This window comes from Streptomyces sp. NBC_00873, assembly GCF_045207415.1.
Classification (GTDB): domain Bacteria; phylum Actinomycetota; class Actinomycetes; order Streptomycetales; family Streptomycetaceae; genus Streptomyces.
Map to the genome: position 1 here is coordinate 4,877,811 of NZ_CP108803.1, position 26,005 is coordinate 4,903,815.

At 68.4% G+C, this 26,005-nt stretch carries 20 protein-coding genes, 1 tRNA gene and 2 pseudogenes; 12 read left to right on the forward strand and 11 right to left on the reverse strand.

Annotated elements, in window-relative coordinates; genetic code table 11:
• Window positions 1–682 precede the first annotated feature (682 nt).
• Together OH809_RS22460 and OH809_RS22465 are read left to right on the forward strand one after the other, a co-directional pair.
• A complete protein-coding gene (locus tag OH809_RS22460; RefSeq protein ID WP_406420692.1) occupies window positions 683–2,998 on the forward strand; it encodes an N-6 DNA methylase in 2,316 nt (771 codons plus the stop codon).
• 73 nt (window positions 2,999–3,071) lie between these two features.
• Window positions 3,072–3,293: a hypothetical protein gene (locus OH809_RS22465; protein ID WP_327274320.1), complete on the forward strand. Its 222-nt coding sequence runs from the start codon at window positions 3,072–3,074 to the stop codon at window positions 3,291–3,293.
• Between the two features lie 373 nt (window positions 3,294–3,666).
• On the opposite strand, the gene OH809_RS22470 is transcribed toward OH809_RS22465, so the two are convergent.
• Entirely contained in the window at window positions 3,667–3,984 is a 318-nt protein-coding gene (locus OH809_RS22470; RefSeq protein ID WP_406420691.1) for a hypothetical protein, read from the reverse strand.
• A 935-nt stretch (window positions 3,985–4,919) separates the two neighbouring features.
• Between OH809_RS22470 and OH809_RS22475 the strand changes: the two genes are divergently transcribed.
• The 3 genes from OH809_RS22475 to OH809_RS22485 all read left to right on the forward strand — a co-directional run bounded on the left by OH809_RS22475 (window position 4,920) and on the right by OH809_RS22485 (window position 9,226).
• Window positions 4,920–6,449 carry a hypothetical protein gene (locus OH809_RS22475; RefSeq protein WP_406515485.1) on the forward strand — a complete coding sequence of 510 codons (1,530 nt, stop codon included), beginning with the start codon at window positions 4,920–4,922 and terminating at the stop codon, window positions 6,447–6,449.
• 108 nt (window positions 6,450–6,557) lie between these two features.
• On the forward strand, window positions 6,558–7,889 hold the full coding sequence (locus OH809_RS22480) for an AAA family ATPase (RefSeq protein WP_406420689.1): 1,332 nt from the start codon (window positions 6,558–6,560) through the stop codon (window positions 7,887–7,889).
• A 131-nt stretch (window positions 7,890–8,020) separates the two neighbouring features.
• On the forward strand, window positions 8,021–9,226 hold the full coding sequence (locus OH809_RS22485) for a DUF2201 family putative metallopeptidase (protein WP_406425044.1): 1,206 nt from the start codon (window positions 8,021–8,023) through the stop codon (window positions 9,224–9,226).
• Window positions 9,227–10,214: 988 nt separating this feature from the next.
• On the opposite strand, the gene OH809_RS22490 is transcribed toward OH809_RS22485, so the two are convergent.
• A complete protein-coding gene (locus OH809_RS22490) occupies window positions 10,215–11,582 on the reverse strand; it encodes an IS30 family transposase (protein WP_406416556.1) in 1,368 nt (455 codons plus the stop codon).
• A gap of 114 nt (window positions 11,583–11,696) precedes the next feature.
• On the opposite strand from OH809_RS22490, the gene OH809_RS22495 reads away from it, so the two are divergent.
• Both OH809_RS22495 and OH809_RS22500 read left to right on the forward strand, forming a co-directional pair.
• Window positions 11,697–12,164 (forward strand): trypsin-like serine peptidase, encoded by a 468-nt coding sequence (locus tag OH809_RS22495; protein ID WP_406420688.1) that lies wholly within the window; start codon window positions 11,697–11,699, stop codon window positions 12,162–12,164.
• Between the two features lie 87 nt (window positions 12,165–12,251).
• Window positions 12,252–13,163: pseudogene (locus tag OH809_RS22500) on the forward strand (tyrosine-type recombinase/integrase); the annotation flags it as partial.
• Between the two features lie 315 nt (window positions 13,164–13,478).
• Here the strand turns inward: OH809_RS22500 and OH809_RS22505 are convergent.
• The 5 genes from OH809_RS22505 to OH809_RS22525 all read right to left on the reverse strand — a co-directional run bounded on the left by OH809_RS22505 (window position 13,479) and on the right by OH809_RS22525 (window position 15,119).
• Window positions 13,479–13,802: a hypothetical protein gene (locus tag OH809_RS22505; RefSeq protein WP_359555184.1), complete on the reverse strand. Its 324-nt coding sequence runs from the start codon at window positions 13,800–13,802 to the stop codon at window positions 13,479–13,481.
• Complete coding sequence (locus OH809_RS22510; RefSeq protein ID WP_406420687.1) at window positions 13,799–14,164, reverse strand: hypothetical protein; 366 nt, start codon at window positions 14,162–14,164, stop codon at window positions 13,799–13,801. The genes OH809_RS22505 and OH809_RS22510 overlap by 4 nt, the downstream gene beginning before the upstream one ends.
• A 29-nt stretch (window positions 14,165–14,193) precedes the next feature.
• Complete coding sequence (locus OH809_RS22515; RefSeq protein ID WP_073728184.1) at window positions 14,194–14,388, reverse strand: type II toxin-antitoxin system Phd/YefM family antitoxin; 195 nt, start codon at window positions 14,386–14,388, stop codon at window positions 14,194–14,196.
• Between the two features lie 326 nt (window positions 14,389–14,714).
• Window positions 14,715–14,924: a hypothetical protein gene (locus OH809_RS22520; protein ID WP_406420686.1), complete on the reverse strand. Its 210-nt coding sequence runs from the start codon at window positions 14,922–14,924 to the stop codon at window positions 14,715–14,717.
• A gap of 124 nt (window positions 14,925–15,048) precedes the next feature.
• Window positions 15,049–15,119: transfer RNA gene (locus OH809_RS22525), tRNA-Gly, on the reverse strand.
• Window positions 15,120–15,610: 491 nt separating this feature from the next.
• Here OH809_RS22525 and dcd point away from each other — a divergent pair.
• Window positions 15,611–16,186, forward strand: a complete 576-nt coding sequence (gene dcd, locus OH809_RS22530; protein WP_037695496.1) for a dCTP deaminase — start codon at window positions 15,611–15,613, stop codon at window positions 16,184–16,186.
• 9 nt (window positions 16,187–16,195) lie between these two features.
• Window positions 16,196–16,384: pseudogene (locus OH809_RS22535) on the forward strand (phosphoribosyltransferase); the annotation flags it as partial.
• Window positions 16,385–16,806: 422 nt separating this feature from the next.
• On the opposite strand, the gene OH809_RS22540 reads toward OH809_RS22535, so the two are convergent.
• The 4 genes from OH809_RS22540 to OH809_RS22555 all read right to left on the reverse strand — a co-directional run bounded on the left by OH809_RS22540 (window position 16,807) and on the right by OH809_RS22555 (window position 21,890).
• On the reverse strand, window positions 16,807–17,529 hold the full coding sequence (locus OH809_RS22540; RefSeq protein ID WP_406420685.1) for an SMI1/KNR4 family protein: 723 nt from the start codon (window positions 17,527–17,529) through the stop codon (window positions 16,807–16,809).
• A gap of 81 nt (window positions 17,530–17,610) precedes the next feature.
• Window positions 17,611–18,516: a YIP1 family protein gene (locus OH809_RS22545; protein ID WP_406420684.1), complete on the reverse strand. Its 906-nt coding sequence runs from the start codon at window positions 18,514–18,516 to the stop codon at window positions 17,611–17,613.
• 460 nt (window positions 18,517–18,976) lie between these two features.
• Window positions 18,977–21,244 carry a (Fe-S)-binding protein gene (locus OH809_RS22550; RefSeq protein WP_406420683.1) on the reverse strand — a complete coding sequence of 756 codons (2,268 nt, stop codon included), beginning with the start codon at window positions 21,242–21,244 and terminating at the stop codon, window positions 18,977–18,979.
• 82 nt (window positions 21,245–21,326) lie between these two features.
• Window positions 21,327–21,890, reverse strand: a complete 564-nt coding sequence (locus OH809_RS22555; protein WP_406420682.1) for a sugar transferase — start codon at window positions 21,888–21,890, stop codon at window positions 21,327–21,329.
• 332 nt (window positions 21,891–22,222) lie between these two features.
• On the opposite strand from OH809_RS22555, the gene dnaK reads away from it, so the two are divergent.
• The 3 genes from dnaK (at window position 22,223) to dnaJ (ending at window position 26,004) form a co-directional block, all read left to right on the forward strand.
• Window positions 22,223–24,076 carry a molecular chaperone DnaK gene (dnaK, locus tag OH809_RS22560; RefSeq protein ID WP_406420681.1) on the forward strand — a complete coding sequence of 618 codons (1,854 nt, stop codon included), beginning with the start codon at window positions 22,223–22,225 and terminating at the stop codon, window positions 24,074–24,076.
• Complete coding sequence (gene grpE / locus OH809_RS22565) at window positions 24,073–24,723, forward strand: nucleotide exchange factor GrpE (protein ID WP_406420680.1); 651 nt, start codon at window positions 24,073–24,075, stop codon at window positions 24,721–24,723. Before dnaK ends, grpE begins: the two co-directional genes overlap by 4 nt.
• A gap of 93 nt (window positions 24,724–24,816) precedes the next feature.
• Window positions 24,817–26,004, forward strand: coding sequence for a molecular chaperone DnaJ (gene dnaJ, locus OH809_RS22570; protein WP_406420679.1), 1,188 nt, complete (start codon window positions 24,817–24,819; stop codon window positions 26,002–26,004).
• Window position 26,005: the final 1 nt, after the last annotated feature.

Here is a 26,005-nt window from a genome sequence, read left to right on the forward strand (position 1 = left end):
CCAGCACCAGCGTGATGCCCACCAGACTGCTCACGACGATCGAGAGCGTCTGGCCACCGGCCTGGCTGATGGAGTACGCGACGATACCGGCCACCGCACCGACCAGACCTGCGAGCGTCGCCCGCGTTGAGATCCGGGCACCTGGCCCCCTGCGCGATTGCGGAGTGTCGTCACAAGAATCTCCCCTGACTCCCTGTCGGCCCCCGACAGTGCTGAGTCGCCGCCGATGCCTTCAACGCCCTGCGCCCCGAGGGGTATACGGAACAAGAAGGAACCAGCCGCGCAGCCGTCTCCACCTCTCGCTACCGCGATGCGCGGTACGGAGGAATCACCTGTACTCGGCCATCGAAAGTGGCCTCGAAGGTGTCCTGCTCGATGCCGAAGTGGCTGTAGCCCTCCTCGGTAACCCTGCACGCAACTGACGTGCGAGGAGGCCGACCCGAGAATTCTGTTAACCCATGTAATCGATGAACCCGGGTGGAGGGTTCGGTCGCAGGAACGTTGCTGGGCCCGTATTCACGTGCTTTTTTCGTCTCTGCCGTGGTCGTGGCGGGGTGGGTTGCCTACCACTCCGCCAGGGCAGACAGAGTGAGCACTGTGAATGCGCGTTTGGCTCGTGTGTCTTCTTCCTCGTACGGTCCTCACATCGGAAGCTCAACCGGCCCAACCGCCAGGAGACACCATGCAGTTGGCACACGATGAACAAACCGGTCTTGTCACCCGAACGCAGATCGCGGAGCGCGCGGGCGTGAGGCGCCCGGCGGTGTCGAACTGGGCCCGGCGGCACAAAGACTTTCCCACCCCTGTGCGCTCCGGCGATACGGAGCTCTTCCACGAGGCCGAGATCGCGCGGTGGCTGATGAACCGCACCATTCCTCAATCACAGTTGCTCGACGGGGAGCAGGCGGGAACCACCTACGCCGACCGATTCCGCCGGACCAGCGGTGACCGACCGTCTGCGGAACCGAAAGCCGTGGGGAGCGGCGCTCAGCGCATCGGGACCGAGGACAAGAAGGCCGTCGATCAGCTGATGGGCCGACTCGCGGACCGGGTCCGAGGCCCGGCGACGATGGCGGACTTCGTGAATCTCTGTCTCATCGTGATGTACGTACGACATGCGGAACCGGAGCAGTGGCGCCGGATCGAGGACGTCATGTCGGCAGGTCAAGGGGCCCGGGACGTGCAATCGCTGCTCCGTTCCCTCGGCGACATGGCCCAGGACACGCTGCGCCGGAACGGCGACCGCACCGACATGCGCAGCAGCTTGCTGCAACTGGAACCGCGGAGCTGGGACGACCTCACCACGGCAGTAAGGACGGCGGCAGGCACAGGCGTTGGTGCGTTCCAGCTGGTGTGGGAGTCGTTCAGCGCCCGGGAAGGACTGCAGAGCTCGGAGTTCTGCAGCCCGGTGGGCCTGGCCTCGTTGTCCGCGGCACTCGTACTGACCCCGGGGCAGAAGACCACGGTGCTCGACCCCTACATGAGGGGCGGAGAGATGCTGGCGGCTGCGTACCGGCACATCGGAGGCGCGCGGGGGACCGTGCACGGCGAGACTCTCGACGGCCGGCTGCAAGCGGTCGCGAGTCTGTACCTTCTCCACCTCGGCGTGCGGCCGAAGCTGACCAGCACCCGGTCCGACCGATGGCCACCGAACCGCGAACACGGCGTCGACGTGGTGCTGACGAACCCTCCGTTCAACATGAGCGACGCACCCGGCCCCGGGCGCCGGACGGGAAACTGGCCGTACGGATCACCACCGCGGGGCAATGACAATTTCGCCTGGGTGCAGTACGTCCTCGGTGCGCTGATACTCGGCGGTCGAGCCGTGGTGGTCGTGCCGGTGAAGGCAGGCAACTCGGTGAACATCGCCGAGCGCGAGATCCGCCGCGCCCTTGTCCGCAGTGGGGCTGTGGAGTGCGTCATCACGCTGCCGTCCCATCTGTTCTCCGCGACGCCCGTGCCGGTTTCCCTGTGGTTGCTGCGACGTGTGGAGCATCCGGTGAGAGAGGACGTCTTGTTCGTCGATGCCCAGGAGTTGGGGACAAAGGTTCGGCGCCGGCGAGTGCTGCGCGACACAGACTGCGATGCGATCACGGCCGTGGTCCGCCCGTGGCTCGACGGAGAGCAGTGCCCGGACGGTGAGGAGTACACGGCGCGCGCTGCCGACCGGGGCTTGTCGGCTGTCGTCGTGGCCCGCGCGGTCATCGCCGACGAGGAGTGTTCGCTGCGCCCCGCCGATTACTTGGGGGGCGGAAACTACGGCGCTGTTCCCGTTGCGGCCCAGCTGCGCGCAGCCAGTGAGGAGGCGGCAGGGCATACGGACATGCTCCGCCTGCTGGAGCAGCGATCCGTGGAAACGGGCAACGGCTACCGCACGGGCTCGGGACCCGTCGGCTGGAACGAGGCAGTCCTCAAGGACCTGTGCGAGATCCGGCCCGGTCCGTCATACACCCGCCTTCCAGCGGAGGCACGCACGGCGGACGCCGGTATTCCTCTTGTCTTCCCGCAGGATCTCGTCGGAGGGAAGATCGCGGACGAACCCCAGAACCGCGTGCCGTGGCGGACGGCCGAGCGCTTCAAGAAGTTCGAGTTGCTCCCCAACGACATCGTCTGCGTGCGTACGGGGGCCCAACAGCAACCCGCGCTGGTCTCCGGCCCGCAGGCCGGATGGCTGCTCAGCTCGAACGTGATGCGTCTGCGCGTACGCCCGAATGCCGAGATCGACCCCCTGTACCTCCATGCCTACCTGGGCCTCCGGTACGCGCGCGAGTGGATGTCCCACCGCGCCGCGGCCACGGCAGCCCCCTCGCTGAGCTCTGCGGCTCTGGGCCACCTTCCCGTGCGCTTTCCGCCGATCGGGCAGCAGCGGCGGAGCGTGGATCTTCTCGGTGAGCTCGGCCGACGCGCCGATGCGTACGCCTCGTACGTCTCGGCACTTGGTTGGCTGCGGGCCGAACTCGCCGAACACCTGCTGCACGGCTCGGTCGAGCCGCTGTGACGGCCTGCCACCGCTGATCTCCCCTACCCGTCCTTCCTCCTTCTCGCCCGTGACCCTCGAAAGGATCGAGTCCATGCCCGAATCGACAGCCCGTTCCGGACGTACGTGGCAACTGTGGCTGGCGCTGTACGTTGCCTGCTCCATGGTGGTCGGCCTCGTCGTGAGCCTGTTGGTACTCCGGTCAGGCGTTGGCACCACTGATGTCGTTCTGGCAGGGGGAGGCGGCTTCGCGACCTCCTTCGCCCTGTGCCTCGCACTGCCCGCGGCCGTGCGCGAACTCAAACGACAGAGCTGACCCGGACCGGCCGTCCGCGCGGCTGAGCCCGGTCGACGGGGATCCTCAGGCCACGGATGCGGCGAAGTCGGCGATAGCCTTCCGCAACGGCTCCGCCGCCGCCCCCGTACCGCCTCAAGTGCTCCTGCAGGTTCTGGGCAACACGAAAGCTCCAGGTTGCTGACCTGGGGCTTTCGCATGGAATGCATGGAGCGGATGACGAGAATCGAACTCGCGCTCTGAGCTGTGGGAATGCTCTCATTGGCGGCGCTTGGCGGTGATCCGGTCGTACTCGTTCTGACCGCTGTTCACCGCTCCGAAGGGCGTGGTTGGGGCACGGTCGGCTCAGCTTGAATGGGCAGGTGCTTCCCCGCCAAGGAGTCGAGCGGCGTCCCTATTGCGTCGCGTCGCAGCTCTTGCAGCGGCTCACAGCCGCCCGCTCGAGGTTGCCCTGGGTGGCGCGGAGCGGGCTGGAGGGCGCGAGACGACGCCATGCTCCGGGTGAGGGGGTGAGCACCCAGCCGTAAAGGGGTGGCCGGATGTCGGCCGGGACGATGTGCATGCAGCCGGGAAGGTGGGCCTTGCCGCTGGCGTGGATGATGATCGCAGCCACCGGCCAGTCGTCCCAGTCGCCCGTGGGTGCGCTGCCGCGGGGTGCGTGCGGAGCGCAGTCTGCGCAGTTGTGCATTTCATGGCGTTCGCAGTACTGCATGGTCCTCACCCTGTCAGGTTTCGAGCCGTTGCTCGGTGCGCTCGAGCCAACTTCGGTATCAGTACGCGAAGTCATCCCCGGTCGGCTCGATCCCTCGGTCCATCGATCTCAGATCCTCTTGGATGGCACCTCGGTGCGGGCCCGTCATCACCATCAGCGACGCATAGCCGCATCCCTGCTCGCTGAGGAACACCGCGCCCGCCTCCTGCGTGCGCAGACGCCGAGGGCGACCTTCCGCAGTTCGAAGTGGGCGAGGAATCCACGGCGACTTGTGACGTAGGGCACGTGACGTGCGTCTCGCTGTTCGGGGCAGAGACCTACCTGTGCGATACGCCTAGCGCCGGAGGGGGCTCGGGTCAGGGCATTCGCGGGAGTTGGGGCACGCGGAGGGCGCGGGAGGTCTAGACAACAATGAAGGCCCAGGTCGCTGACCAGGGCCTTCATCAAAGAGCGGGTGACGAGAATCGAACTTGCGCTCTGAGCTTGGGAATCAACCGGCACTGGGCTGCCGTAAGGCCTCTGAGCTGCTGAAACAGTCGATCCAAGAGTAGTTTGGGTTGCCTTGTAGGTGCTGCTGGTGACCGCTGTTTACCGCTCCGACTGGCACGTCATGGCACGGTCGGGTTGTTTACCGCGGACGACAAATGGCCCGCACCACGGGGCCGGGCAAATGTGCGTTGTGCGCGTCCGGTCCGCCACCGTGCAGGGCTCGGGCTCGGCCGCTGCTCTTTCCCTCCATGCCGGTCCGCGCTGTCCGTAACGGGCGGCGAGGGCGGTACTCGCCACGCGACTCCGGGAGTTGCGGCATGCGTCGAGGAAGGTCGACGGGCGGTCGAGCGGGACTGACAGATCCTCATCGTGGTGCTTATGATGCCGGGGATGAAGAACTACTCCTCGTACGGATCGGGGGAATCGTTCGCGCAAGGTGAGTGCTGATGGCACATCACTTCGCGAATCCGATTCCGGCCCACCTGTTGATGTGGCATCGCGTGCGCGAGTACGCCGTGCCACCGTCCATGATCGAGACTGCGACCGCACGGCGTGCGGTTGGCGACTGGGCCGGGGCATGCGCCGCCGCCCGGGTCGACATCGATTTCGATCTGCGCGCCGTGCGTGACCGCCACGGCACCGATCTTGTCACCCACCTTCGTGCAGATTTGCGCCGCCTGGCTCCGGATCTGCTCCGCTGGCACATGCCCCGGATCGCCCCCGACGGGCGGCTCCGCGCCGGCCTCACCATCTCCCTTGCCCGTTACCGGAGTTCCGGCGCCACGCCGCTGCAGCTGGTGGTGCGGACACCGCCGGCCTGGGCGGACGCCGGACAGAGGATATCCCTGGCCCTGTGGGAGGAGTCCGGGAACGGCCCAGGGTGCCTTCCGCATCCGCATCCGCATCCGCATCCCAACCCGCGTTTCCGGCTCGACCTGCACCGGCATCTCTGGGACTCCGAGCGGAGCGGCGAACTGGCGGTGCGGAGCGGTGCGGGCGGGGCACCATCCCTGGTGCCGCCCGACCGGCCCCACGCACCCGCTCGGCCAGACGTGCCGGACTTGCCGGATCGGCCCGCCGTCCACGATTCCTCGTGGGAGTGGGCAAGTTGGGCTGCCGAGGCGGAGTTGCTGTTGCAGGCCGAGGGTTGCCCTCGCGGAGCCTTCACCGTGCGGCTCGGTACGCGGAGCCGCGCCGTGCTCGAACTCGTCGCCCCCGATGACAGCCATGCCCCGACGTTCCGGCCGCTGCGGGAGGTGCTGCCGCCGCAGGAGGTTGCGGCGCTTCCGGTGCTGCCGGAGGTGGCGGCCCGGGTCCTTCCGGATCTGGAGCTGCTGCGGGCCGGGCTGGTCGCGACCGATCGGCTGCATCCGCTCGTCGCCACAGCACTGGCGGCGTTCGGCTCAGCAGCGTCGTCCAGCTCGGGACCGGCGACCGGCCCCGCCCCCCGGCCCGGTGATCCACACCGGGTGGAGTGCCGGGGTGGGGTCCACCGGATAGCGCTGCGGGACGGGACACTTACGGCGATCGATCACGACCCGGCACAACTGCGCCGGGAGGAGCTGCTGGTGGCGCTCGGCGGGCCCGCGCTGCCCTGCCTGCGTGCCATCGACGAGGTGCACCGTGACCCGGAGGCACTGCCTGCGGTCCGGGAGCGGCTGGGCCATGGCGACGTCGCTGGGGCCCTGGCCGTGGTCGAGAGGCTGCTCGGTCCCGGTGCGGTCCTGCGCGACGGGCCGCTGCGGGAGGAGCTGGAGTCGGCTGCGGCCCGCCGCATCGACCACGGGCTCTTCCGCTCGGGGTTGGTCGCCGTGCACCCCGGTGCCGGTTCGGTAGCGGGCGGAAAGGCCTCGGACCTGAGGCACGCGGAGGCGGGCCACCGCCCCCGACGCGACCGCCGTACGCCTCCCGCAATGCGCCTCAAGCAGAGCAGCCGGGCCCGGCCCCGTACCGGTTTGAACCTGAGTACCAGCTGACCGGCTGCTTTACCTGAGTCCCGTGCTCGCACTGCGCATTGCGCGCGGCACGCCCACGACATCCGGGACGGGCCGTCCCGTTTCCTTATCCCACCCAAGGTGATGCCCATGACCTCCAGTACCCTCCTGCCCGCCTCGGTCCAGGCCGTCGGTGTGCCCGCCCCTGCCCCTGTCGGTGTGCCCGCGCCCACCCCCGCCGGCGCATCCGGAACCGGAACCCAACTCGCCGTCGCCGACGACCTCCTGGCCCTCCTGCGCACGACCACCACCGAGCCGCGCCCCGACGAGCAGCTCGAAGCCCTCACCCTGGCCGTCGCGGCCGACCTGCCCGTGCTGCTCTGGGGTGAGCCGGGCATCGGCAAGACCGCGGCCCTGACGCAGCTCGCCGCGTCCCTCAACTTGCCGCTGACGACCGTGATCGCCAGCGTCCACGAGCCGACCGACTTCTCAGGGCTGCCCATCGTCGGCGACGACCCGGCGGTGCAGGGGGTGCCGATGGCGCCGCCGCAGTGGGCCGTGGAACTGGTGCGGGCCGGGCGGGGGCTGATCTTCCTGGACGAACTCTCCACCGCCACACCAGCCGTCCAGGCCGCGCTGCTCCGGGTCGTCCTGGAGCGGAGGGTCGGTGCGCTGCAACTGCCGCCGGAGGTACGGATCGTGGCCGCGGCCAATCCGAGCGCGTCGGCGGCGGACGGGTGGGAGCTGAGCCCGCCGCTGGCCAACCGGTTCGTGCATCTGTACTGGGTGCACGACCGGGAGGTGGTGGTGCGCGGGCTGGGCGGGGTCTGGCCCCGGGCGGAGCTGCCCCGGCTGGTGCCGGAGCGGTTGCCGGAGGCGGTGGCTTTCGCTCGGCGCGCAGTCTGCGGATTCCTGGAAGCCCGGCCGACGCTGATCCACCGGCTGCCGAGCACGGAGGCACGGCGCGGCGGTGCCTGGCCCTCGCCCCGGAGTTGGGAGGCCGCGTTGGCCCTGCTCGCCTTCGGCACGGCGGCCTCCGTCTCCCGGGAGGTGCTGGCACTGCTGGTGCGGGGCACGGTGGGGGACGGGCCGGGGCTCGAACTCCTCGCCCATCTGGACCGGATGGACCTGCCGGACCCGGAGTTGCTGCTCGCCGATCCGGCCTCCGCAGAGCTGCCGGTGCGGGGCGATCTGCGTCAGGCTGCGCTGGAGGCGGTGGTGGCCGCCGTCGGGGCGCGGCCCGAGCGGGCGCGGTGGGAGGCGGGCTGGGCGGTGCTGGGCCGGGCGCTGGAGACCGGCGCCCCGGACCTGCTGGTCGCCCCCGCGACGGCGCTGGCCGCACTGCGGCGCGACGACTGGGAGGTGCCGGCGGCGGTGGAGCGGCTGGTCGGGGTGATCGGTCTCGCCCGAAGGGCGGACCGGTCGGTGGGGCGGGTCGCAGCGGCGGCCGACGCCCGGCGTGCGACGAGGGTACGTCGATGACGGGGGGCGCGAAGCGCCCGCTGCCGCGCCCGATGGCCCGGCCCGCGCCGCCGCGCCCGGTGCGGGCCACCGTTCCGACGCCGCCGGCCGGCTCAGGCGCGCCGTACGGCCCGCCCGGACTCCCTCTGGACATGGAGAAGTTGCTGGCCGCCCGGCTGCACGCGGTGAAGGTCCGTCCTTACCTGGCAAGCGCACTCTTCGCGCTGCACGTGGTGGAGGACCGGTCGGTGCCGACGATGGCGGTGGACGCACATTGGCGCTGCTACGTCTCCCCCGGCTTCGTGGCGCGCACCCTGGTGGAGGAGCTGGCGGGCGTCTGGGTGCACGAGGTCTCCCATCTGCTCCGGGACCATCACGGGCGGGGCGAGCGGTATGCGCGGGAGCACGAGGAGTACGGGCCGGGCGCGAGGCTGCGGCGGAACATCGCCGCCGACTTCGAGATCAACGACGACATCTACGGTGACGGTCTGCCCCTGCCTGCTGGGGCAGTGCTGCCATCTCTGCTGCGGCTGCCCGACGGGCTGTTGATGGAGGAGTACCTGCGGACGGCGTCGATGTCAGGGCTCACTGGGGACCTGGCCTGGCTGGACTGCGGCAGTGGTGCCGACGGGCAGGGCCGACCGTGGGAGCTGGGGCCCGACGGGGCACACGGGCTGAGCAAGCAGCAGCGGGACGCGGTCCGCTTCCGGGTCGCCGAGGGGATCAGGGGGCGGCCGGGCGACGCTCCGGAGGGATGGCGCCGGTGGGCCGACGAGGCGTTCCATCCACCGCAGCCGTGGCGGCGGTTGCTGGGGGCGGCGATCCGCTCCGCGGCAAGTGCGCCGGGGGTGGGCGAGGACCATAGCTACCGGCGTCCGTCCCGGCGCTCGGCCAGTGTCCCCGGAGTGCTGCTGCCGAGCCTGCGCCATACGCCGCCCCGGGTCTGCGTCGTGATCGACACCTCCGGGTCGGTGAGCGACGCCGAGCTGGGCAGCGCGCTGCTGGAGGTGGCGGCGATCTCGCGGGCGGTGGGCGGGCGGCGTGACCTGGTCTCGGTGATCTCCTGCGACGCGGCGGCCGGGGTCGCCGTCCCGCTCTGCCGCGCCGAGAACATCGAACTGGTCGGCGGCGGGGGAACGGATCTGCGCTCCGGCTTCGCTCGGGCTCTCCGCTCCCGGCCCCGCCCGGACGTGATCGTCGCTCTGACTGACGGTCAGACACCGTGGCCCGCCGCGCAGCCGCCCTGCCGCACCGTTGTCGGTCTCTTCCCCCGTCCCGTCCGCATTGCGGAAGAGGAGAACCCCGACTACGTCCCGGACACCCCGCCACCCTGGGCGCGCGTCGTCACCATCACCTGACAAAGCGCTGCGGCGCGGTGTCGCCGGCCGGGCTGCTGTTCGTTGGGGAGCGCGGAGCCGCGCCGAGGGGTCTCGGACGGCTTTTCCACCCATACGACGGCGGGGTCGACGTCATCACCGCGACCGCTGCCGAACGGGATGCACTGCGCGTGCCACCCGGATTGGCTCTCGCAGCACCCCGGGGGTCCGTAACACCGCTGTCAGCCGCGTACGGTCTTGTCCGTCAATCGTTGCCGAGTGACCGTCGGCCTCACCGACCAGGGGCTACCTCGCCGTACCCGTCTCACCGTGGAGTTTTCCGGTCAGGAGCACTCTTCGCTTTTCCGATCACACCTCGGACACCCACCCACGTGAAAGCCCGAGGCTAACCGGACAGTCGGACAGCTGGGACACCCGTAGTCGTGCTGTTCGTCGTGCTGGGTTCATAGACACCGTCCTCTTGTGGTGGGGCGACGGTGGGTGAGCTTGTGAATTCCTTGCTTGGGGACGGGCTGGTGGTGCAAGATCCGTCAGCCGCCAGGTCACGGGGATCAGAGGCGTGGCCTGTGGGGTTGTTGTGGCTGGTGCGGACAGACCGATGAACCTGCTGGGCAGGAGTATGGGGAACAGACGCGCGTGGGCTAGTGCGGTCGCAGCCGTGCTGATCACGCTGGGAACGGTCGGCTGCAGTCACAGGGGTGATGGTGTGTCGACGGCCGGGCCGGAGATCGTTGTTCATGACGCAGCGGTCACGAAGCAGGATCCCGCTCGGGTGGAGGCGTACTGGACCGGCACGGGCATCGCGGACGTGGCCCACGGGGACGCCATTGGCGACCCCGAGCAGCCCGAATGGGCGGAGGGCGGTGTCATCGCCCGTACTGTCGGCCGCCTGTACGCCCAGGGCGCAGGGGGCGGCTTGGGTGCCTGTACGGCGACTGTGGTCGGAACGAACACGGTTATAACCGCCGCGCACTGCCCGGGTTCAAGGAGTCGTCGCAACACTTCCGTTTTATGTTGATAGTAGATGACTGTTGAGAGTCTCGGAGGGTGTCCTCCAGCCCAAGGTTTTGCGGGGGCGGCCGTTGAGGGCAGCTGCGACGGCAGCGAGATCCTCGCGGGTGTGTCTGCTGAGGTCGGTGCCCTTCGGGAAGTACTGCCGTAGCAGCCCGTTGGTGTTCTCATTCGTGCCGCGCTGCCAGGGGCTGTGCGGGTCGGCGAAGTAGATCTCCAGGCCGGTGTCGATGCGGAGTTCGGCGTGCTGCGCCATTTCCGAACCCTGGTCCCAGGTAAGGGACTTGCGTAGTTGGGCGGGTAGGCGGGTGATCGCTTCCGTCAGGGCGTCACGTACGGCTGCGGCTCCGTGGCCGGCCAGTGCGGGGCCGTTCTTGGCCCGTGTGCCGTCGTGGCCGGGCATGGGCGGTAGGTGCAGCAGCATCGTGAACCTGCTGGTGCGTTCGACCAGGGTGCCGATCGCGGAGCTGTTGAGGCCGATGATGAGGTCGCCCTCCCAGTGGCCGGGGACCGCCCGGTCCTCCGCCTCGGCCGGCCGCTGACTGATCAGCACGTCCTCGGTGACGAACTTCTTCCCCCGGCCGGCGGTGCGAGCCCGGGGCACCCGCAGCGCACGGCCGGTGCGCAGGCAGGCGACCAGCTCGCGCTTGAGTGCTCCCCGGCCCTGGATATAGAGGGCCTGGTAGATCGCCTCGTGAGAGATGCGCATGGAATCATCATCAGGGAAGTCGACCTTCAGCCGGTGGGAGATCTGCTGCGGACTCCACGAGTTGCCCCAACGGCGGTCCTGGCGCCTCGGCTTGTTCCGTCCCTTCCACGGCGGTGCCGCAGGTCCCGGCGCCGGCATGCCGTCCGGGCGGCGGATCTCTCCGGCCAGGCGGTCCTGGACGTACTCGTGCAGCCGCTCGCTGCAGGCAAGTTTGGACGGCTTCGGCCGCCGCGCGGCCAGCTCGGCCTTCCACTGCGCGATCGACGCCCGGTAGGCGAGTTGTCCGCTGCGGGTGGCCGCATTGCGCCGCAGTTCCCGCGAAACAGTGGACGGGTGCCTGCCCAGCCGACGGGCGATCTCCCGGACCCCGGTGTTCTGAGCCTTCAGCACAGCGATCTCCTCGCGCTCTGCAAAGGAGAGATACCTGCCCGACACCGGGCCCAGCTCGATCGACGGCATACCGCCACGTTCCCGGAACCATCGTGAGCCGACCGGCCCCGACACACCGCACGCGATCGCCGCGTCCTCGCTGGTCAGCCCATCAGCGATCTTCTTCCAGAAGGCACGCTCCACATCCCGGCGGACCGGCGGCCTGCCCGGAGACCGCATCGCCGGGCGCCCCGTCACCGCCGTCGTCCACCCTGCCGGTCGCCCCATCGGACACCTCCATGATCGAGGTGTTGCGACGACCGGTTGAATCCACCCTGTGTCAGAACGTCGGATGCCGGGGAGCCCTCTCGGTCGGCGACGTGGGACCAGCAGCTCTACTTCGTGCCGGGGTACCGCGACGGCAAGAGCCCCTACGGCGGCTTCACGGTGCGCAGGGTGCGGATGGCCGAGGAGTGGCAGGACGAGGGCCTGGACGTCGCCGTGCTGGAGATGAACTCCGGCGACGACGGGCGGAGTATTTCCGAGGTGACCGGCGTCCAGCGGATCTCGTTCACGGCTGAATCGGGCACTCGCACCCACTTCTTCGGCTACCCGTACACGAACCGGCTCCTGCACTGCGAAGGCGGCAATTCGCGCGAATACCGCGGTAGTGCCCTGCTGCGGATCCCCTGCGTCATGGGCGTCGGGTCGAGCGGGGGCCCCTACATCGTCGGCCTCGACGCGGCCGGGGCCGGCAGTGTCGTCGCGGTGAACATCAGTGGCGACGAGACCTTCAGTTACGGAACAGCCCTAGGCTCGTTCGCCCGACGCCTCTACGCGCAGTCTGAGCACTGCTCGCGAGATTGTTGAGCCAATCCTGAGGGAAGGAAGGCGCCTCCGGCGCCCGCGACCTACGAGGGGTGGCTTCGCCACCGGGCTGCAACATCCCCGGATGTTGCGACGACAGATGAGCTCTACCGTCGGCTGCTGCGGTTGCACATCCTTCCGGGATTCGAGGGCAGCGACCTCGATCAGATCACCGCTCCAAAGGTCAGAGAGTGGCGGGCAGAGCGCCGCAAGGCCACCGGGGCGACGACCGTGGCCAAGTCGTACAGGCTGCTGAAAGCGATCCTTGAAACCGCCACCGACGATGAACTGATCCGCCGCAACCCCTGCCGCATCCGTGGCGCAGGCAAGGAGTCGCCTGCCGAGCGCGAGATTGCCACGGTGGAACAGGTGGACGCGCTCGCGGCGGCTGTCGGCATCCGGTGGCGCCTGATGGTCTACCTCGGCGCCTACGGACCGCTGCGGCCGGAGGAACAGGCGGAGCTCCGGCGCAAGGACGTGGACCTCGACGCCATGACCGTCCGGGTTCGCAAGGCAGCGCCGGAGCTGAATACCGGGGAGCGCGCCGTGGGCGACACCAAGTCCGAGGCAGGTAAGCGGTACGTGGTTCTGCCGGCCTTTCTGTACCTGGATCTGCGGAGGCATCTCGACTGGTACGCGGAGAAGGGACCGGAGGGGCTGATCTTCGTGGGGGAACAGGGAGCGCCGTTCCGCCGCTCATCCTTCGGGCGGAAGTGGCGCAAGGCGCGAGGGGCGGTCGGGATGCCCGACAGCTTTCGTTTCTACGATCTTCGTCACACCGGGCACACACTGGCCACGCGCTCAGGGGCGACGCTCAAAGACACGATGGTCCGGGCCGGACAGTCGTCCGAGAAGGCCGCGTTGATCTATCAGCACTCGGATCACGAGCGGCAGAAAGAGGTGGCGAGCGGGCTGGACAAGATGGTCCGGGCCGCTCGGGGGAAGGGCGCTGAACAGCGGAAAGACGGTCAAGGTGGTGCGGAGGTGGTGCGCGATGCTTAGACCGGTCTAGACAACAAGAAAGCCCCGGGCCGATGGCCTGGGGCTTTTGCATGGAGCGGGTGACGAGAATCGAACTCGCGCTCTGAGCTTGGGAATCACGGGTGCTTGAGTGGGTGGGGCGGCTCTGACCTGCACGGTTGTCGGGAGCGGGGTGGTTGTCTGTGCCCCCTGGGAGCCGTACGTGACCGCTGTTCTCCGCTCCGGAGGGCACGGATGGGGCACGCCGACGGCAGGTCCTCAACCTGCGGTTTCTTGCCGGAGCGGGTGACAGGAAAAGGAAGCCGCCGTGGTGCAGACGCTGCGGTGGCGCAGACGTCAGGCCCAGAAGGCTTCGGTGACGACGATCTGTGGGTCGGCGTGGCGGCGCATGAAGGTGTAGATGAGCCAGCCGCGTCCGCCGGCCAGGTCCACGATGTGGGGGCCGCCGGGACTCGTGGAGGCCAGTGGCCGGACGGTCATCCAGTGCGGGAGCGAGGCATCGGCGTCGATTCCCCGGAAGTACGGGTCTTCGGCGGTGATCAGTTCCGCACGGGCACTCATGACCAGGTCGCTGCCTTCGGCGGGCATGTTCTGGAAGTCGTGCTGTGCCTGCTTCGTCCAGTCCATCTGCCAAGGCGGCCGGAGTGGTTCGTCGATCACTCTCCGGGCTTCCTCTCGGCGGCTTCGTGCCGGAGGCGGCTGTACTCCTCCAGGAGCCGGATGGACTCCTCGGGGTCCTCGGACTCGGCTGCGCGGGCTTCGAGATCGCGAAGGTGTGAGTCGAGAACGGGATTTCGCGCGATGGCGTACTGCGTCCACCACAGGCGCATGAAGGCCGGCACGGGGGTGATGCTGAAGGCGTCGCCGATGACGCGCTTCCAGTGGGCCTCGAAGTCCGGGAGGAGGTGCGGGGTGTGTTCCTGAATGGCCAACCGGAGTGCTTGAGGCGTGCGCTCGGGCATGGGTGGCAACCGCAGGGGTTCCCCCTCGTAACCATCGAATTGGAGTGCATGGGCGGGCATGGTTCGGGCTCCTTGGTATGAAGGGTGGGTCAGGCCGCCTCGTGCCGGTCCTCGTGCGACTGGTGCCGGCGGGCCATCTCCTCGAACCACTCGGCCGGCACCAAGTAGGCAACCGTCTTCCCCTTGCGGGTGATGGCGGCGGCCTCACCGGCGATCCGTGTCCGGTCCAGGATCTCGCCCATCCCCTTGCGCAGGTCGATGGTTGTGTACGTCTTCGTCTCCATGTGCTGAAGCGTATAACAACTATCATAGTTGACATATGTGCTCGTGGGGGTAGCGGGGGCGGTCGGCGTCGCCGAAGTGCGTGTTCCAGACGTGCTGCTGCTCGGGAACGAGCTGGTCGATGACGATGTACGGGATGTCCACGAACCCTCCTGAAGAATCACGCGTGGATGTTCCAGATGCTTGACGGGGATGCAAGGCCGTCCTGCTCCGGGGCAGCTGAAGCCGCGCTGAGCAGGGCGGTCTTGTCAGCGCCGCTCGCCGAGAGAGCGGCGTGGGAGCCTCCGGCGGTCGAGCACGAGCAGGCGGCCGCAGTGCCTGAGCGGTCTCAGTGGTCGGGGCGCGCGCTCGCCTCCGGTGCGACGACGGTGGACCGACGGCTGGCTCCGTCGAGGAGCGGTGCGGCGTGCTCACGCAGCGCCCAAGCAGGACCGACGAGGCCGGCGACGGCCAGGAACGTGAGCGCGAACCGGGCACGGTCGGACTGTGGGGGCGTGGGTGCGGCGTATCGCGGGCGGCGGTGCCGAGCCCCAGTCACGAGGTGCCGCCGAGAGCGAGCTCGTGTGCGTCGAGAAGTCGGCTGGTCTGGGCCCGACTACGGAATCGGAATCGAACAAAGCCGCAAGAAAGGCCCCGGTCATTGACCTGGGCCTTCTTCAAAGAGCGGGTGACGAGAATCGAACTCGCGCTCTGAGCTTGGGAAGCTCATGTTCTACCATTAAACTACACCCGCAAAGCGCACTGAATGATCAGCGATGCATCGTCGCACACTCTACCCCATGACAGGCCCCGGTGTACGAACCGGGGGCCTGTCTGTCATGCGCCAAGGGCGGATGCGGTTGCTGTGGGCGGGAGTTGGGGGCGTAGCGTACGTAGTCGGAGCGCCGCCTGGAGTGGCGTCCTGTTCATCCCCTAATGTGGCTTTCTCGTCCAAGGCTTGTTGGGGAAGGGACTTGATGGACTCCATGGAGCGCACCGTCGTCCGCTGTGCCGAAGGGCACATTTTCGCTACCGCTTCGTTCCCGCTGCAGCAGCTCGGGGCCGGTCGGATCGGTCCCGGGCGGCTTATCCGTTGTCCGCGATGTGCCCGGTTGCGGCAGGCAGTTCCGGTGGAGTTCGAGCGGCGGTAGAAGCAGGGGGCAGGAGCGGCGGCAGACGGTCGTGGCGGAATGCGCGGGACGGTCCGGTTGGGGCGGGCCCGCGCGTTCTGCGTATCCTCGGGGCGTGCTTCTCTCAGACAAGGACATCCGGGCCGAGATCGACGCCGGGCGGGTCCGCATTGATCCGTACGACCCGTCGATGGTGCAGCCCTCGAGCATCGACGTGCGGCTCGACCGCTACTTCCGGGTGTTCGAGAACCACCGTTATCCGCATATCGACCCAGCCGTCGAGCAGGCGGATCTGACGCGCACGGTCGAGCCGGACGGGGATGAGGCGTTCATCCTCCACCCCGGCGAGTTCGTGCTTGCCTCGACGTACGAGGTCATTTCGCTGCCCGACGATCTTGCCTCGCGGCTGGAGGGCAAGAGTTCGCTCGGGCGGCTCGGGCTCGTGACGCATTCGACGGCCGGGTTCATCGATCCCGGGTTCTCCGGGCATGTGACGCTGGAGCTGTCGAATCTTGCGACGCTGCCGATCAAGCTGTGGCCGGGCATGAAGATCGGCCAGCTGTGCATGTTCCGGCTGAGTTCGCCGTCGGAGTTCCCGTACGGCTCCGAGCGGTACGGTTCGCGCTACCAGGGGCAGCGCGGGCCGACGGCTTCGCGTTCGTTCATGAATTTCCACCGGACCCAGGTGTGATGCCGGACCATGCCTGACGTACGAGAGAATCTGACATACGACGGGTTCGGTCACGCCGTGCGCGAGCTGGCGCAGGCCGTGGCCGACGACGGCTAGGAGCCGGATGTGGTGCTGAGCATCGCGCGGGGCGGGGTCTTTGTCGCCGGCGGGCCGGCGTACGCGCTGGACTGCAAGAACATTCATCTGGTGAACGTCGAGATTTAGTCCGGGCTCTCGTACCAAAGCCTTCAGGTTTGCACAAAGCGGCTGGCATTGGGCTTCCGTTCTTACTTGCTCATATTTGTTCGAATAGGCTTAATCGGGCGCTCTGCTGAGTTTCTGCTGAGTGTGGCAACCGCTGTGGCCCCGCAGAAGCGGCGTCACGCTACGAACCGGTAGCTCTCAAGCGTCAATCCCGTATCTGTGGGGCAGCGACTCCATCCGGTCGTTGCCCCCCGATACCGGGATATCCAGGGGGCTTCACGCGGTGCTTGCGGCAGTCCACCCGCAAGGGTGCCCGCCGTGCCTGAGCCGACTCATGCCAGCGCCCTGGTGGTGGCGCTCTGAATCTGGCCAGGTGCCGCTCGCTCGTCCCCCAGACCTGCTCGCCGTGATTCCTCAGTCTGGCGGCGAACCACCGATCAGCCGACCCACGGGCCTGGCAGGTCGGCGCGGATCATCTCAAGGTCAGCAGCCGTCCTTCCGCGCGCGTGGATCCAGCACTGGTCGAGCAGGCCGTCACGGCGCAGCAGTCGGCCGGGGGCTGCGTACCAGTGCAGGGGTGAGTCGTCCGCGCTGGCCCACATCGGATGGTCAGGCAGGTCGACTCGTGTGTAGTGCGCTTGCAGGCCCGGCAGGAGCTTGTTCGGCAGCTCACAGGCGTCGTAGAGCCTTCCCGGCCCGAACAGCGACTCGCTCAGTACCAGCTCCACCCAGGCCACGGACATGCGGTCGAGGAAGGGGAGCCAGCCTTCGTGCGACTCCACGACCACAGGTGGATCCTCCTGCTCGATTTCGTCCAAGGGGATCCCCCATGACGCGCAGTCCTGGTTCTCGCGACGGAAGACCAAGACGCCGCCGAGGCCCTCGTCGACGTAGAGCCCTGCCGGCGTGACCAAGGGATCCTGCTGTCTGGTCAAGTCGTTCCGACGACCGAAGAGCGTGTATCCCTCCCGCAGCGTGGTGGGGAGTTCGAATCCCAGCTCGGCCTCCGCAGCGTCCAGTTCGGCCGTGGTGTAGCCGTCCTCGGACTGCAATGGGCGGCCCATCCATTCGTCGGCGAAGCGTCGCACGAAGTCCCAGGCGCGGGAGCGGCCATCCACTGCGCCTCGCAGCGCCACAGACACGTCAAGAGCGTCCGGCATGGTGTAGACGCTACCGCCTCCGTTGAACGCACCCCCGGTGCCTTGTGCCGGGGGTTTCTTCATGGTCGTGGGACGCGGTCGTCAGATCGTGCCCAGCTTGATGATCGACAGCAGCGCGATGAGCTGGATCGCGGACGCGCCCAGCGCCTTCGGCCACGGCAGGTCGTGCGACTTGCTCACCATGGACGTGAACAGTGCGGCCGACGCCAGCCAGGTCATCCAGCCGAGGATCTGGACCAGGGAGTTCTCGCCACCGAGGAAGAGCGCGAAGATCAGCCGTGGGGCGTCCGTGATCGACATGATCAGCATGGAGAGGCCCACGGTCGGCTGCCAGGCGCCGTCGCCGCCGAGCTGGCGGGCGAGGGTGTGGGTGACCGCGCCGAGGACCAGGCCGCCGATGATGAAGCCGAGGCCCGTGAGGAGGACGTACGGCACGGCGGTGGAGATCGTTGCGTGGATGGCGTCGTCGCGGGCCTGGTCGAAGCCGAAGAGCGCCAGCAGGCCGTAGAGGAACGTGACGATGAGCGCCGGGCCCCAGACGGGGTAGTCGCGCATCTGCCAGAACGTCGGTCCGGGGCGCAGCACGATGCCGCTCAGCAGCTGCTTCCAGTGCAGGCGGGGGCCTGCGGGCTGGGCGGGTGCCTGGCCGGCGCGGTAGGTGTTGCCGTCGCCGTACGGGTCCGCGTTGATGCTGAACGCCTGGGTGTGACCCGGGTTGTTGGCGTACGGGTCGCCCTGGTGGGGCTGGTGCGGCTGGTGGTACGGGTCGCCGAAGTATTCGGGTTCGCCGGGTGTTCCACTGTAGCCCTGGTGCCCGCTGGGGTGCCGGGCTCCGTACGGGGCGCCGTTGCCTCCCGTCGGGGGCCATGGCTGCTGTCCGTACGGCGGCGGTGGTGCCTGCGTGCCGTACGGCTGCTGCTGCGGTTGTTGTTGCCCTTGTTGAGGGGTGCGGTTGTCCCGGCCGCGTCCGATCCTGAATCCAGCCACGTAATCGAACGTACCTGGTCCGCGTGTGTGCGGTGGGAGAGCCGGGGAACCCGGCCCCCTTTGCGGCCGAGCTGTGACATCCCCTAGGGGGACCCTGGGGGCCGGCCGGTGGGCGCGGAACCCGGGCCTGCTGTACGGGAAACAGGCCCGGTTCGGTGGCAGGTGCCAGCCCGCCATGCTGCCGCCCAGCCGCGGTGTGCCCGTTGCGGAGACCTTCACGGCCGGGCGTCCCGGGTTTGGCTGTCCGTGCCGTGCGGGACCGCGCGGTGCGCGGTGCCCGCCCGGCCGGCGAAGGCGTCAGACGGCGTGTCGCCGTTCCTGGCGGAGGAGGACGAGGGGGAGGGGACGCTCACGGAGAGCATGCGCAGGCCGGGTGGTTCGCGGTCCGGCCCGCGCAACAGCAGAAGCGGCCGGTCCTGCCCCCGAGGCAGGTCCGACCGCTTCGTACCGCTGAGACCGGCTACTTCACCGGTTCCGGCTCCGGAGCGTCCGCCGTCTCCGGCTCGCCGGCCGGGTCCGACGGGGTCTTCACCGAGTCCAGCAGCAGCTGCGAGACGTCGACCACCTGGATCGACTCCTTGGCCTGGCCGTCGTTCTTCTTGCCGTTGACCGAGTCGGTCAGCATCACGAGGCAGAACGGGCAGGCGGTGGAGACGATGTCCGGGTTGAGGGAGAGGGCCTCGTCGACGCGCTCGTTGTTGATGCGCTTGCCGATCCGCTCCTCCATCCACATCCGGGCACCACCGGCGCCGCAGCAGAAGCCGCGCTCCTTGTGGCGGTGCATCTCCTCGTTCCGCAGACCCGGCACCTTCGCGATGATCTCGCGCGGGGGCGTGTAGATCTTGTTGTGACGGCCCAGGTAGCAGGGGTCGTGGTACGTGATCAGACCCTCGACCGGCGTCACCGGGATCAGCCTGCCCTCGTCGATGAGGTGCTGGAGCAGCTGCGTGTGGTGGATGACCTCGTACTCGCCGCCGAGCTGCGGGTACTCGTTCGCGATGGTGTTGAAGCAGTGCGGGCAGGTCGCGACGATCTTCTTCGACGACTTCGGCTTCTTCGTCTCCGGCTCGTCGTCATCCTCGCCGAACGCCATGTTCAGCATCGCGACGTTCTCCTGGCCGAGCTGCTGGAACAGCGGTTCGTTGCCCAGGCGGCGGGCCGAGTCACCCGTGCACTTCTCGTCGCCGCCCATGATCGCGAACTTCACGCCCGCGATGTGCAGCAGCTCGGCGAAGGCCTTGGTGGTCTTCTTGGCACGGTCCTCGAGAGCGCCCGCGCAGCCGACCCAGTAGAGGTAGTCGATCTCCGACAGGTCCTCGACGTCCTTGCCGACGATCGGGACCTCGAAGTCGACTTCCTTCGTCCACTCGACGCGCTGCTTCTTGGCCAGGCCCCAGGGGTTGCCCTTCTTCTCCAGGTTCTTGAGCATCGTGCCCGCCTCGGACGGGAACGCGGACTCGATCATCACCTGGTAGCGGCGCATGTCGACGATGTGGTCGATGTGCTCGATGTCGACCGGGCACTGCTCCACGCACGCACCGCAGGTGGTGCAGGACCAGAGCACGTCCGGGTCGATGACGCCGTTCTCCTCGACGGTGCCGATCAGCGGGCGCTCGGCCTCCGCGAGAGCGGCCGCCGGTACGTCCTTCAGCTGCTCCTCGGTCGCCTTCTCGTTGCCCTCCATGTCCTTGCCGCCACCGGCGAGCAGGTACGGGGCCTTGGCGTGCGCGTGGTCGCGCAGCGACATGATCAGGAGCTTCGGGGAGAGCGGCTTGCCCGTGTTCCAGGCGGGGCACTGCGACTGGCAGCGACCGCACTCGGTGCACGTGGAGAAGTCGAGGATGCCCTTCCAGGAGAACTGCTCGACCTGGGAGACGCCGAAGACGTCGTCCTCGCCCGGGTCCTCGAAGTCGATCTCCTTGCCGCCGGATGTCATCGGCTGCAGCGCGCCGAGCGCGACGTCGCCGTCCGCGTTCCGCTTGAACCAGATGTTGGGGAAGGCGAGGAAGCGGTGCCAGGCGACACCCATGTTGGTGTTGAGCGCGACCGTGATCATCCAGATCAGCGAGACGCCGATCTTGATCATCGCGGTGAGGTAGATGAGGTTCTGGAGGGCCCCGAGGCCGAGCCCCTTGAAGGCGAGGACCAGGGGGTACGAGACGAAGTACGCGGCCTCGTAGCCCCCGACGTGGTGGATCGCGCCCTCGAGACCGCGCAGGGTCAGGATCGCCAGGCCGATGACGAGGATCACGTACTCGACGAAGTAGGCCTGCCAGGCCTTGGAGCCCGCGAACCGGGACTTGCGGCCGGCCCGGGAGGGCAGGTTCAGCAGCCGGATGGCGATCAGCACGATGATGCCGACCGTCGTCATCAGGCCGATGAACTCGGTGTAGAACTCGAACGGCAGCCAGTCGCCGATGACCGGCAGCACCCAGTCGGCCTTGAAGAGCTGTCCGTACGCCTGGAGCAGCGTCGGCGGCAGCGTCAGGAAGCCGATGGCGACGAACCAGTGTGCGAAGCCGACGATCCCCCACCGGTTCATCCGGGTATGGCCGAGGAACTCCTTGACCAGGGTGATCGTGCGCTGCTTCGGGTTGTCGGTGCGGCTGCCTGCCGGGACCGGCTGTCCGAGCTTGACGAACCGGTAGATCTGCGCGACAGCTCGGGCGATGAGCGCAACGCCGACCACAGTCAGCACCAGCGACACGATGATCGCGGCGAGTTGCATTTGGGGGCTCCTCGGGCCTGCGAGGGTGGGATCCAGCACTTACTAAGCAGTAACTTAATCGGTCTGTGCTGACACTATCCACTTATTCCGCCGCGCTGTAGCCGCGCAGCCGGTGATCTGTGTCGCTCAGGTGCGCCTTCCCGTGGTGGGTGAGTCCGCGGAGGGTGGCGCGGACTGGGGCATATACGGCCTCCGCGAGGATCGCCAGGTCGAGTCCCAGCCAGTGGTGCTCGGCGTAGTGCTGGTCGAGCAGGGCGGGTTCGTCCCACGGCATTCCGGAGCGGGAGCGGACCTGGGCCAGGCCGGTGAGGCCGGGTCTCAGTTCCTGCCGCCAGTGTCGCGCACCGGCCTCGGCCGAGGCGCCAGCCCGCTCGTCGTCAGGGGTGAGCGGTTCCGGTCCGACGAGCGAGAGCTCTCCCCGTACGACGTGGGGCAGCCGGGACAGCACGTCGAGGCGCAGCCGGCGGGTGCCCAGGGAGCGCAGCGTGAAGGGGCGCCCGGCCAGTCCGATCCGGGTGGAGCGGGTCAGTACACAGCTGGGGCGTCGCTGTACGGCGAGGGTGAGGGCTCCGGCGGCGAGCAGGGGAGCGGTCAGGGCCAGCAGGGCCGAGCCGAGGGCGAGATCCAGAGTGCGCTTGGTCGTCATGTGTGCCCTCGGTCCGGTCCACGCGTGTGCCTGCATCCGCATCCGCATCCGCATCCACATGCGCATCCGCATCGTTCACACCTGCCTGGCTCGGACGGATCGAGTGCCTGTTTTATGCGGCTCTCGCCATTTTGTGACAGAACGATCCCACGCGATGATGATGGACCGGGTATGTGGCCCGCCGGGCGGGCCGGTGTCGTCCGATGGCGTGCAGGTGGCGCGGGATGCATGCACGATAGTTGAGTCGACCCGACTCACCTCTGTTGACTCTGAGGCGGGTGTCATGCATCCTTGAGTCAGATCCGCTCAAGTAGTCAGTTGGAGGAATTGAAATGGCACGTGCGGTCGGCATCGACCTGGGCACGACTAACTCCGTCGTCAGCGTTCTCGAAGGCGGCGAGCCCACCGTCATCACCAACGCCGAAGGCGCCAGGACCACGCCGTCCGTCGTCGCCTTCGCGAAGAACGGCGAGGTTCTGGTGGGCGAGGTCGCCAAGCGCCAGGCGGTGACCAACGTCGACAGGACCATCCGGTCGGTCAAGCGCCACATGGGCACCGACTGGAAGATCGACCTCGACGGCAAGAGCTTCAACCCGCAGCAGATGAGCGCCTTCATCCTGCAGAAGCTGAAGCGCGACGCCGAGGCGTACCTGGGCGAGAAGGTCACCGACGCGGTGATCACCGTTCCGGCGTACTTCAACGACTCCGAGCGTCAGGCGACGAAGGAGGCCGGCGAGATCGCGGGTCTGAACGTCCTGCGTATCGTCAACGAGCCGACTGCCGCCGCGCTGGCGTACGGGCTCGACAAGGACGACCAGACGATCCTCGTCTTCGACCTCGGTGGCGGCACCTTCGACGTGTCCCTCCTGGAGATCGGTGACGGCGTCGTCGAGGTGAAGGCCACCAACGGTGACAACCACCTCGGTGGTGACGACTGGGACCAGCGCGTCGTCGACTACCTGGTGAAGCAGTTCGCCAACGGTCACGGTGTGGACCTGTCCAAGGACAAGATGGCTCTCCAGCGTCTCCGCGAAGCTGCGGAGAAGGCGAAGATCGAGCTGTCCTCCTCGACGGAGACCACGATCAACCTGCCGTACATCACGGCGTCCGCCGAGGGCCCGCTGCACCTGGACGAGAAGCTCACGCGCGCCCAGTTCCAGCAGCTCACCGCGGACCTCCTGGACCGCTGCAAGACCCCGTTCCACAACGTCATCAAGGACGCGGGCATCCAGCTCTCCGAGATCGACCACGTCGTTCTCGTCGGTGGCTCGACCCGTATGCCGGCCGTCGCCGAGCTCGTCAAGGAGCTCACCGGTGGCCAGGAGGCCAACAAGGGCGTGAACCCGGACGAGGTCGTCGCCATCGGCGCCTCGCTCCAGGCCGGTGTCCTCAAGGGCGAGGTCAAGGACGTCCTGCTGCTCGATGTCACTCCGCTGTCTCTCGGTATCGAGACCAAGGGCGGCATCATGACGAAGCTCATCGAGCGCAACACGACGATCCCGACCAAGCGGTCCGAGATCTTCACGACGGCCGAGGACAACCAGCCGTCCGTCCAGATCCAGGTCTACCAGGGCGAGCGCGAGATCGCGGCGTACAACAAGAAGCTCGGCATGTTCGAGCTGACCGGTCTGCCGCCGGCCCCGCGTGGTGTCCCGCAGATCGAGGTCGCGTTCGACATCGACGCCAACGGCATCATGCACGTCGCCGCCAAGGACCTCGGCACCGGCAAGGAGCAGAAGATGACCGTCACCGGCGGCTCCTCGCTGCCGAAGGACGAGGTCAACCGGATGCGTGAGGAGGCCGAGCAGTACGCGGAGGAGGACCACCGCCGCCGCGAGGCCGCCGAGTCCCGCAACCAGGGCGAGCAGCTCGTCTACCAGACGGAGAAGTTCCTCAAGGACAACGAGGACAAGGTTCCCGGCGACGTGAAGACGGAGGTGGAGACCGCGCTCACCGAGCTGAAGGAGAAGCTCAAGGGCGAGGACACCGCCGAGATCCGTACCGCCACCGAGAAGGTCGCGGCCGTCTCCCAGAAGCTGGGCCAGGCGATGTACGCCAATGCGCAGGCCGAGGGTGGCCCGCAGGCCGACGGCCAGCCGGGCGCCGAGCAGGCCAGGGCCGATGACGACGTCGTCGACGCCGAGATCGTGGACGACGAGAAGGACGCCAAGGGCGGTGCGGCGTGACCGAGGAGACTCCGGGCTTCGAGGAGAAGCCCGACGTTCCCTCCGGCGCCACCCCTGACGACGCCGATCCGAAGGCTGCCTCCCCCTCCACGGAGGAGGGGGCGGCCCCGGCCGGGGACGTGAACCAGACCGCCGGTCTGACGGCACAGCTGGACCAGGCACGCAGTGCGCTCACCGAGCGCACCGGCGACCTCCAGCGGCTCCAGGCCGAGTACCAGAACTACCGCCGCCGCGTGGAGCGGGACCGGGTCACGGTCAAGGAGATCGCTGTTGCGGGTCTCCTGAGCGAGCTCCTGCCCGTGCTCGACGACGTCGGCCGCGCCAGGGAACACGGCGAGCTCGTGGGCGGGTTCAAGTCGGTGGCCGAATCGCTGGAGACGGTCGTCGCCAAGCTGGGCCTGCAGCAGTTCGGCAAGGAGGGCGAGCCCTTCGACCCGACGATCCACGAAGCCCTGATGCACTCGTACGCGCCGGACGTCACCGAGACGACCTGCGTGGCGATCCTGCAGCCGGGGTATCGGATCGGCGAGCGCACCATCCGCCCCGCGCGGGTGGCAGTGGCCGAGCCGCAGCCGGGCGCGAGCCCCGCGGCGGCAAAGGAAGAGAAGACAGACGACGAGGAGAGCGGTGGCACCGAGGAGGTCTGACATTTCGTCCGACCACCGCGGGACCCACCGCCCGGTTCGGCGACCGGCCTGCGGGCCGGTCGCCCGGCCGATCGTCCGGAAGGAGGGACGTCGATGAGCACGAAGGACTTCGTCGAGAAGGACTACTACAAGGTCCTCGGCGTCCCCAAGGACGCCACCGAAGCCGAGATCAAGAAGTCGTACCGGAAGCTCGCCCGCGAGTTCCACCCGGACGCGAACAAGGGCGACAACAAGGCGGAGGAGCGCTTCAAGGAGATCTCCGAGGCCAATGACATCCTCGGCGACGCCAAGAAGCGCAAGGAGTACGACGAGGCACGCGCCCTCTTCGGCAACGGCGGCTTCCGGGCCGGTCCCGGCGGCGCGGGAGGCAACTTCAACTTCGACCTGGGCGACCTCTTCGGAGGCACGCAGGGCGGAGGTCCCGGCGGCCCCGGCGGATTCGGCGGCGGCGGCGGTCTGGGCGATGTCTTCGGCGGGCTGTTCAACCGGGGCGGCGGTACGGGGACACGCGTGCAGCCGCGCCGCGGGCAGGACATCGAGTCCGAGGTGACGCTCAGCTTCACCGAGGCGGTCGACGGGGCCACGGTCCCGCTGCGGATGTCCAGCCAGGCGCCCTGCAAGGCGTGTTCGGGCACCGGCGACAAGAACGGCACCCCGAGGGTCTGCCCGACCTGTGTCGGCACCGGACAGGTGTCGCGCGGCAGCGGCGGCGGCTTCTCGCTCACCGATCCCTGCGTGGAGTGCAAGGGCCGGGGCCTCATCGCCCAGGACCCGTGCGATGTCTGCAAGGGCAGCGGGCGGGCCCGTTCGTCGCGCACCATGCAGGTCAGGATCCCGGCGGGCGTCTCCGACAACCAGCGGATCCGGCTGCGCGGCAAGGGCGCCCCGGGCGAGCGCGGCGGACCGGCCGGCGACCTGTACGTCGTCGTCCATGTCGACGCCCACCCCGTCTTCGGCCGCAAGGGCGACAACCTCACGGTCACCGTGCCCGTCACCTTCGTGGAGGCGGCGCTCGGCGGCGAAGTGAAGGTTCCGACGCTCGGCGGACCGCCCGTCACCCTGAAACTTCCGGCCGGCACCCCCAATGGGCGTACGATGCGCGCCCGCGGCAAGGGCGCCGTACGCAAGGACGGCACCCGGGGCGACCTCCTGGTCACCGTCGAGGTGGCGGTCCCCACGGGCCTCACCTCCGACGCCCAGGACGCGCTGGAGGCCTACCGGAAGGCGACCGCGGGGGAGGACCCGCGGGCGGAGCTGTTCCAGGCTGCGAAGGGAGCTTGAG